The organism is Moraxella sp. CTOTU46711 (assembly GCF_031975715.1).
In the GTDB taxonomy this organism is placed as follows: domain Bacteria; phylum Pseudomonadota; class Gammaproteobacteria; order Pseudomonadales; family Moraxellaceae; genus Faucicola.
This window is the reverse complement of record NZ_DALYMP010000003.1, coordinates 269,308-278,874: the sequence shown is the minus strand read 5'-3', so window position 1 is coordinate 278,874 and position 9,567 is coordinate 269,308. Positions and strand designations below refer to the sequence as shown.

Below are 9,567 nucleotides of genomic sequence, written 5' to 3'. Positions count from 1 at the left end.
GCTTTTTTTGTTATGATAGCGCTTTTTTAAAGGGCTGCGTAACTTCAGTTATTAATTTTTTGCTTGAAATAACTAAATTTTTGCCAAACGAAACTAATGTTTATGAGTCCTACCAATTTTTTGAAATCATACTAACTAGGTCAGATTTTGTAAACCCTGTATATACTAAAAAACAACAGTAATTTATTGACCATTATCAATCAATTAGCTGTTGTTTTTACAAAGATTTAGCAAGTTTATTTAATTCAGTTTAATTTAATATTTAGCAGCAATGGTACCCATGCGCTGAGTAATCGGTTGGTTGCTGCCGCCAAGGAGCACATCATAATTGGTCGCATTTTCCATCACGGCTTTGACATAATTGCGCGTTTCTGAATAAGGAATGGTCTCAACATACTGATCGGCGGCTAGGCTACCGTTCTCAGGTTGCCAAGTTTTGGCCTTACCTGGCCCTGCATTGTAGCCCGCGGTGGCTAATACAGGCTGACCGCCCAATTTATTTAAAATGTCGCCCATATAATATGTACCGTAGCGAATATTGGTATCGCCCCCTGCGACGCGAGATGGCTCATACGGTTCGCCCAATTTACGTGCGATATAGCGCGCGGTGTCTGGCATGATTTGCATCAACCCCCCTGCCCCAACACCCGAACGCGCGCCGATATTAAAACGGCTTTCTTGACGCATGATGCTATACGCCCACGCAGGATCGATTCCCGCTTGGCGGCTGTATTGCACGACACTAGACTGATGGGGCATTGGGAATGCCAGTGCCGAATTTGGAATTGTTTTGGTGGATTCCAACGCATAGATAGCACGGTCATACCATCCCATGTCCGATGCGGTTTGCGCCGCTGCCAAAATCATCGTCTCATCACCACGGTCACGTGCTTTTTTTACCGCCCAATTCCATTCACGGTTGGTATAGCTGGGATTGGCGGCAAGTTTATAGAGGGTAAATGCGCGATTAAAGAAACTATCGTTTGCGAGACGTGAGTAATCACTATTGCTCACCGGTGGATTGGTCGGCAATCGGTCAAAACGCTGCCCCAGTTGGTCTTTGGCAAGTAGTCCATAATAATCATTGGTTTGCGCCAATTGACTAAAGAGCTGATTGGCTTGTTGACGCTGCTGGTTAGTGCCGCCCAATTTGTAGGCTTTGGCAAGCCAATATTGCCATATCGGTTGCTGCTGATTTTTATAGTCCATTGCGCCAATCGCTTGTGCCAAATCTGACCATCGGCTATAGCGTATCGCTGCTTGGGCATAGTTTTCGGCTTCTTCATTGTTAAATGGTACGCCCAGACTTTTTTGCATCCAATCAACCGCGTCACTACTAAACCCTTGATCGGTATTGACGCCCATCCTTGCCACACCCAAGGTACGGTAGGCATATTGACGGGTTTTGGCATCAAAAAACTGCGGATTTCTCCCCAAATCATAGTTGAGCTGCATCGCCGCTTCACTGACAGATTTTTTGGCAAGTTGCCCTAATCCGTATAGATATAAATATCGATTGCTGGCGGTTGCTGGCATACTTCCGATTTGTGAGAAAAACGCGTTAGGACTGCTACTGATGCTCATGAGCTGATTGTATCTCAGCTGCACGCCCAATCGGCTGGCAAGTTGCACGATGTCACCGTTGTTGCCCGTGCGTAGCATACGATACAGCCGCTGCTCACGGTCATCATTGCTAACCATACGATTGCCATTGAGCTCAGTCGCCAACTGTTGGCAAAGCTGCGGCAGTTTTTTATCCGTGTTGAGCCAAACATTACCTTTTTCGGTATAAGCGCGCATGCTATCGCCACCGTGATTAAAGCCTAACGCAATCGCGCAAGCTTCACTGGCATCAGGATTGGTTACATAGCTCGCCACTTGTCTAACCGCATCATAATCACCCATCCGCGCTTTGGTTTCCGCATAATCCGCAGCCAATTTTTCTGCCATCGCAGTTTGTGGATAACGGTTAGCAAAACTCACAATCGCTGATGCAGGCTGAGCGTCTAAGTCTTTATTGAGCTGCCAATATTCTGGATACATGGCTAGACTGCCACCCGCCATCATTTGCTGATAGTTGCCCATTTGCGATAAGTTGCCACGGCTAGCTTCACGTTCGGCTTGGTTAAAATAACTATCAGCTGTGCTAGGCGTCCCTACAGAATAGCTACTTGCACAAGCAGATTCTGCAAAAACAGCAATCACACCGCATGAAATCATCGAAAGCTTGAGATTTTTCATAATAATTGGTAAGACCTTTAATAGGATAAATAGGCAAAAAATGACAAAAGTAATGTAAAAATTGGTTAACCTTGCTGAAGCGATTATAACGATTGTCGACTAAAAAAAATTTACCCAAATCTCAACTAATTGTATAAAAATGTTGCAGCCTATTTTATATAACCAATAGTTTTTTATTTTTAAATTTAATTAACTATAAATTATAAATTATTTGGCTTATAATATGTCTATTATTAGCGACCAATAAATGCGATAAGCCATGACCCATACCCAGCACGCCCTAAATATTCAACAATACCAAGACAAATCCCACAACTACCTTAATAGCGCTGTTCATGCGCAAGGCGCTGAGTTCGACAAAATAAAACAGTTGGTAAAGGCGCACAAGCTTGCGCATGTATTAGATTTGGGCTGTGGCGGTGGGCACGTCAGTTATCAAGTGGCACCTGTTGCCACATCAGTGATTGCTTATGACATTACCCCTACGATGACCGAAGTTGTCGCCAGCCAAGCCAAAACACGCGGCCTAACCAATATCACCACGCAAATCGGTACGGCAGAAAAATTACCCTTTGCCAATCAGCAATTTGATGCCATTATCACGCGCTATTCTGCGCACCATTGGCAGAATGTACCACAAGCGCTGTTTGAGATGCATCGCGCCCTAGCTGACGGTGGCAAAGTGGTGATTGTCGATGTGTTGGGCAATAGCAACCCTGTGCTCAATAATTTTTTACAGACCATTGAAACCATCCGCGATCCCAGTCATGTCAAAGATTATAGTCTTGCCGAGTGGTTGTATTTTGCACAAATCACCGGCTTTAGCGTGGCGACTATCGAAACGCAAAAACTGGCGTTAAATTTTGACAGTTGGGTCGCCCGTATGCATACCCCTGATACCAGCATACAAGTGATTCGAGCCTTACAAAAAAATTGTGCCGCGCCTGTTAGACAATATTTTGAGATAGATGAGGCTGGCAATTTTAGCACCGATGTTATTTATTTAGTGCTTTCAAAATAATCACTACCGCATCTTGCCAAAAAAATCTGTTATAATTAAGGGTTTATTTTAGGCGAAACATTTAGGTGTAGTCATGACAGTTGCTACTTTTGACCCAAAAGCACAGATTTCCAAAACTCAAAATTTGGTAACGCCAACGCTAGCGGTGAGTGTTGAACCCAACATGCCACTAGCGGATACTCGTGTCAAACGCGTGTTTATCGAGACCCAAGGCTGTCAGATGAATGTGTATGACTCTGAAAAAATGGCAGATGTGCTAGGCGACTCCCATGGCATGGTGCTGACGGACAATCCTGAAGAAGCCGATGTACTGCTCATGAATACCTGCTCGATTCGTGAAAAAGCGCAAGAAAAAGTATTTTCTGAACTCGGACGCTGGAAAAAACTTAAAGAGAAAAACCCGAATTTGGTCATCGGTGTAGGTGGCTGCGTGGCGTCACAAGAAGGCGATAAAATTCAAAGCCGTGCCCCGCATGTCGATATGGTGTTTGGACCGCAAACCCTGCATCGCCTGCCAGAACTGTACGACCAATCCACCAAACAGCTGGATGTCAAACCCAAAAACCGTATCGGCGTCGTCGATGTGTCTTTCCCTAGCATTGAAAAATTTGACTTTTTACCCGAGCCCAAAGTGGAAGGGTTTAAGGCGTTCGTATCCATCATGGAAGGCTGCTCAAAATACTGCTCATTTTGCGTGGTGCCCTACACCCGCGGCGAAGAAATCTCGCGTCCCCTAGATGACGTACTTGCCGAGATTGACAGCCTTGCTAGCCAAGGGGTACGTGAAGTAACGCTATTGGGGCAGAACGTCAATGGCTACCGCGGCGAAAAACACGATGGTACGATTTGCCGTTTTAGTGAGTTATTGCATTATGTAGCGCACGTTGACGGCATTGAGCGTATTCGCTATACCACCAGCCACCCACTGGAATTTAGCGATGATATCATTGAAGCGTATGCCAAAATACCAAAACTGGTATCCCACCTGCACCTACCTGTGCAAAGTGGCTCCAATGCTATCCTAGCTGCCATGAAGCGTAACCACACCATTGATATCTACATTGAGCAAATCCGCAAACTACGCGCGGTGCGCCCTGATATGTATTTATCAAGCGATTTTATTATCGGTTTTCCTAATGAAACCGACCAAGATTTCCAAGATACGCTCAATCTTGCCAAAGATTTGGATTTTGACCATTCGTATAGCTTTATTTACTCCAAGCGCCCTGGTACGCCTGCGTCAGACTTGCCCGACAATATCGATATAGCAACCAAAAAAGCCCGTTTGGCGGCGTTTCAAAAGGTGATTGTCGATTCAACCTGGGCGAAAACCCAAGGCATGGTGGGTCAAACCGTGCGTGTGCTGGTGGAGCAACATGGCGACCGCAATCCCGAATTTTTGATGGGAACGGCAGATAATACGCGAACGGTGCTATTCAAAGGCGATGACGCGTTAATTGGTAAACTGGTGATGGTGAAAGTCACGCGTGCCATGAGTCCGCATCTGGTGGAAGGTGAGTTGGGTTAATTGGATAATATGTTTTATTATCCATTCTTAATTACTAACTTAATTTGCGTAACAATTTTCAGAAATTAATATGAGAAAGCAATCTAAACCTTCTAATATCTTAAATACTTTAAAAGGGAGTTTGGAAGAATTTAAAAGTTCTTTTGATTGGGATAATTTCATTAAGGGATTGGATTATTTTAATAATCAGCTACCGTCTGATTTAGAAAAATTAATAACCGACTTAAGTAATAGAGGCTGGTTTATATATATTCTTGAAGGTGACTTTATAGATTTACCATCTAAGGTTAATGGATTGATAGGAAAATCTTCAGATGAACAAGATAAATTTTTAGAAAATTATATTAGACTTAAAGCGGATGATTTCAAAAGACAGTTAATAGAAACATACCCTAATAGAGTTAATCAAATAAAAGATGCTTTTGACACTCATGATACTGGGAAATATTACTCTTCGATTCCAACTTTTATTTTACTAGCTGAAGGCATTGGAAGAGATTTATTACCTAATAAAATAGGAATTTTTGAAAAATATTCTCAGAAGGCAAAAAATAATAAATCAGGACTCCCTAAAACTGATGACTTATTTGATAATTTCTCATTTACTGACCAATTAGAAGAAGTTATTTTTGCCCCATTTAGGATAAAAACGGAAATAACAGAAAACACAGATAAATATATAACTGCCGAAGATAAAAAAATTTTCAACCGTCATTTGATTCTTCATGGATTGTCAGATGATTATGGCACTGAGGTAAATAGCCTTAAAGCTATTGCTTTAACTTATTTTGTCCATGAAGCCTTAAGTCATTATTTAGAGCGAGAAAAAGAAAATAAGCCATGAAAATTTTTATAGGCTTAAACTTCAGTTTCTTTGGTCACCCGTAATACTTCTTCCAACGTGGTTTTCCCTGACAATACTTTTTTTAGTCCATCGGCACGAATTGACGGTGTTTTGCTGCGCGCATACGCTTCTAACTCAAACTCCGCCGTTTGGCTATGAATCAGTTGTCGCAGTTTGTCATCCACAGGCACCACTTCATAAATCGCGGTACGTCCCCGAAATCCTGATTGATTGCACTTCTCGCAGCCCACAGGTTTTGGCAGTTTAATCTCTCCGACTTCGCCTATTTCGGTAAAAATCTGCGTTTGATAGGCATCGGCAAGCGTCCATGTATGGCAATGCGGACACAAGGTACGCACGAGTCGCTGTGCCACCACGCCAATGAGGCTCGATGACAACAAAAACGGCTCAACCCCCATATCTTGCAGCCGCGTCACCGCACCAATCGCCGTATTGGTATGCAGGGTTGAGAGTACCAAGTGACCTGTGAGTGACGCTTGCACCGCAATTTCTGCGGTCTCTAAATCGCGAATCTCCCCCACCATCACCACGTCAGGGTCTTGGCGTAGCATGGCTCGCAAACTACGCGCAAAGGTCATATCCACTTTATTATTGACTTGGGTTTGCCCGATACCATCTAGCTGAAATTCAATCGGGTCTTCAGCGGTCAAAATATTACGGGTGTTATCGTTCAAATCCGTCAACGCCGCGTACAGCGTCGTGGTTTTGCCCGAACCTGTCGGACCTGTGACAAGAATAATGCCATGCGGGCGATGGATTAAGCGTTTAAGCTCGCTATAATCATTGTCTGACAACCCCAAATAGGTCATATTTAACCGACCCGCTTGCTTATCCAAGAGCCGCATCACCACACGCTCACCAAAATTTGATGGCAAGGTCGACACCCGCACATCCACCTCTCGCCCAGCCAGACGTAATGAGATGCGTCCATCTTGCGGCACCCGTTTTTCAGCGATATCCATTTTTGCCATCACCTTGATACGCGACACCAGTAATGGTGACAGTTCCCGTTTTGGACTGACGATTTCTTTGAGTATCCCATCTACCCGAAAGCGCACCGATAGCCGTTTTTCAAAGGTTTCGATGTGAATATCTGAGGCGTTTAGGCGGATAGCTTCGGACAGTAGCGCATTGATTAGTCGAATAATCGGCGCGTCATCTTCTTGGTCCATCAAGTCTTCTGTCTCAGGGACACTGTCAGCAAGACTCATCAAGTCGGGATGATCTTCAAGCCCAGCGGCAATATGCTGAGATTCCCCAGTGTTGCCTGCATAGACCGCGGCTAACTGCTTTTCAAAATCGTCACTTTGCGCCATGGCAAAATTCAGTGGCAGTGGCACCCCTGCTTCACTGACAAAACGGTTGGCTTCGTTGATGGCTTCCATAGGGGTATCAGCCGTCATCAACAACGTCGGTGGGGCAGTCAAATCTTGCGCGTATTGCAACAGCAGTTTATGACGTTTAGCAAAACTATAGGGCAAGGCAATCGGATTTAGCATAGGGATTATCGAATGAAATAAGCCAAGAAAAGATGCGTTCCATTGTAGCTTATCAACAAGACAAATCCTACCAAGGCGCACAAAAAGACCCTGAGACAAGCTATATTTTGTTATACTAAAGCATTTTTTACTGATTGATAACCATGACAATCAAACTCTAAAAAGGGATGACAATGACCCAAACCACTTCAACTCAAAATTCTTCAAGCCAAAATACGCTGATAACCGCAAACGACCCGCTACACATCGGTTCGCGCACGTTTACCTCTCGTTTGCTCGTCGGTACTGGCAAATATATAGATTTGGCACAAACAGGCGAAGCCATCGCTGCCAGTGGCGCCCAAATCGTCACTGTCGCCATTCGCCGCGTGAACATCGGGCAGAAAAAAGATGAACCCAATCTACTCGATGTGATTTCTCCCGAGAAATACACCATTCTGCCCAACACCGCTGGCTGTTTTGATGCTGATACTGCCGTTCGTACCTGTCAGTTAGCGCGTGAATTGTTGGATGGGCACAACCTTGTCAAACTTGAAGTATTGGGCGATGAAAAAAACTTGTATCCCAACGTCATCGAAACTGTCAAAGCCGCTAAGACACTGATTGATGATGGCTTTGATGTGATGGTGTACACCTCAGATGACCCGATTGTTGCCAAAGAACTAGAGAGCATGGGCTGTGTGGCGATTATGCCATTGGGCAGTTTGATTGGCTCAGGTCTAGGATTGCTCAATCGTCATACCTTAAGTCTCATCATTGAGCAGACCCAAGTGCCGGTCTTAGTGGATGCAGGCGTGGGTACCGCTAGTGATGCTGCCATTGCCTTGGAATTAGGCTGTGATGGTGTGCTGATGAACACCGCGATTGCCCATGCGCAAAACCCTGTATTGATGGCGTCTGCCATGAAACATGCGGTGATGGCTGGACGTGAAGCCTTCTTGGCGGGTCGTATGCCAGCGCGTTATATGGCACAAGCTAGCTCGCCACAGACTGGCTATTTTTTCCGCTAATTTATTATTTCATACTTAAGGACATCGCATGCGTCTGCTCACCGCCATTGACCAGTTATTTATTTTACTTGAAAATCGCAATCAGCCGATGCACATTGGTGGGCTGTTCTTGTTTGAGATTCCCGATGGCGCAAGCGATACCTTTGTCAGTGATTTGGTGCAGCAGATGGTCACGCAAAAGACGCCGCCAAGTTTTCCGTTTAACCAAGTGTTATATCATTTAGCATGGTGGAAAACCGATGAAAACTTTGAAGTCGACCATCATTTTCGCCATATCGCCCTGCCAAAACCGGCACGCATCCGTGAGCTATTGACTTATGTGTCCCAAGAGCACAGCAAATTACTCAATCGTGCCAAACCGATGTGGGAATGTCACATCATCGAGGGGATTGAAGGCAATCGTTTTGCGTTGTATTTTAAAATTCATCATTCTATGGTCGATGGGATAGCGGCGATTCGTTTGGTCAAAAAATCGCTATCAGAATCGCCAACCGAGCGTATTAGCTTGCCAATTTGGTCGCTAATGACCCGCCATCGTCACCAACTCGATGCTTTGATACCAGAAGATAAATCCCTTCTGCGTGTCGTCAAAGAGCAAGCGCTGGCTATACCACCTGCTATCAAAGCCTTAGGTAAAAATGTGGTAGAGCGATTTCACAAAGACTATATTACCACCACCCAAGCGCCAGATAGCCCCCTCAACCAACCGGTATCAAGCTCACGGCGTATCTCTGCGCAATCTTATGAGCTTATTCGTTTTCAAACCATCGCGAAACATTACGCCGTGACCGTCAATGATGTGATTTTGGCGATTTGTTCGGGCGCGTTACGCCGTTATTTGCTCGATATCAATGGCTTACCCAAAAAACCATTGATTGCTTTTGTACCCTTATCACTGCGCGATGACAACGATAGCGCAAGCCAACACGTTGGCAATCAAATTACCTTTATTTTAGCCAATCTTGCCACCCACCTTGCCGACCCTGTTGCACGGTTAAAGACGATTAATGGCAGCACCAAAAATAGTAAAAAACGCTTTTCACGGATGAAACAAGCCTCATCGATTATTTATAGTGGGGTTGCTTATAGCCGTTCAGGATTGCAGGTACTTACGGGTCTGTTTCCCGATTATCGCGGTTTTAACTTGATTATCTCAAATGTACCAGGTTCTCATCAGCCTTTGTATTGGCAAGGGGCAAAACTGCAGGCGCTGTATCCTGCCTCGATTGTGCTCAATGACCAAGCGATGAATATCACCTTGTGTACTTACGTGGATAAAATCGAGTTTTGTATCGTCACCTGTAGCCAAATATTGCCCCATAGCCAACGATTACTCGCCTATATGGAAGAGGAGCTCAAGCAGTTTGAATCGCTCATGAGCAATTAGGCTAATGCAAACTTTT

Annotated in this window: 8 protein-coding genes; 6 read left to right on the top strand and 2 right to left on the bottom strand. The window is 44.7% G+C overall.

Features of this window, described 5'->3' with window-relative positions:
• The coding region (locus tag RTJ53_RS07020; protein WP_312276406.1) for a hypothetical protein at window positions 1-182 on the top strand (182 nt) is incomplete at its 5' end.
• Between the two features lie 73 nt (window positions 183-255).
• Here the strand turns inward: RTJ53_RS07020 and RTJ53_RS07015 are convergent.
• Window positions 256-2,241: a lytic transglycosylase domain-containing protein gene (locus tag RTJ53_RS07015; RefSeq protein ID WP_312276405.1), complete on the bottom strand. Its 1,986-nt coding sequence runs from the start codon at window positions 2,239-2,241 to the stop codon at window positions 256-258.
• A gap of 259 nt (window positions 2,242-2,500) precedes the next feature.
• Between RTJ53_RS07015 and RTJ53_RS07010 the strand changes: the two genes are divergently transcribed.
• The 3 genes from RTJ53_RS07010 (at window position 2,501) to RTJ53_RS07000 (ending at window position 5,634) form a co-directional block, all read left to right on the top strand.
• Complete coding sequence (locus RTJ53_RS07010) at window positions 2,501-3,262, top strand: class I SAM-dependent methyltransferase (protein WP_312276404.1); 762 nt, start codon at window positions 2,501-2,503, stop codon at window positions 3,260-3,262.
• 73 nt (window positions 3,263-3,335) lie between these two features.
• Window positions 3,336-4,790 carry a tRNA (N6-isopentenyl adenosine(37)-C2)-methylthiotransferase MiaB gene (gene miaB, locus RTJ53_RS07005; protein ID WP_409418143.1) on the top strand — a complete coding sequence of 485 codons (1,455 nt, stop codon included), beginning with the start codon at window positions 3,336-3,338 and terminating at the stop codon, window positions 4,788-4,790.
• A gap of 70 nt (window positions 4,791-4,860) precedes the next feature.
• Window positions 4,861-5,634: a hypothetical protein gene (locus RTJ53_RS07000; protein ID WP_312276403.1), complete on the top strand. Its 774-nt coding sequence runs from the start codon at window positions 4,861-4,863 to the stop codon at window positions 5,632-5,634.
• Window positions 5,635-5,648: 14 nt separating this feature from the next.
• Here the strand turns inward: RTJ53_RS07000 and gspE are convergent, their stop codons facing one another.
• Window positions 5,649-7,154 carry a type II secretion system ATPase GspE gene (gene gspE, locus RTJ53_RS06995; protein WP_409418142.1) on the bottom strand — a complete coding sequence of 502 codons (1,506 nt, stop codon included), beginning with the start codon at window positions 7,152-7,154 and terminating at the stop codon, window positions 5,649-5,651.
• Between the two features lie 173 nt (window positions 7,155-7,327).
• Here gspE and RTJ53_RS06990 point away from each other — a divergent pair, with 173 nt between their 5' ends.
• A complete protein-coding gene (locus RTJ53_RS06990; protein WP_312276402.1) occupies window positions 7,328-8,164 on the top strand; it encodes a thiazole synthase in 837 nt (278 codons plus the stop codon).
• A 28-nt stretch (window positions 8,165-8,192) separates the two neighbouring features.
• Entirely contained in the window at window positions 8,193-9,551 is a 1,359-nt protein-coding gene (locus RTJ53_RS06985; RefSeq protein ID WP_312276401.1) for a WS/DGAT/MGAT family O-acyltransferase, read from the top strand.
• Window positions 9,552-9,567: the final 16 nt, after the last annotated feature.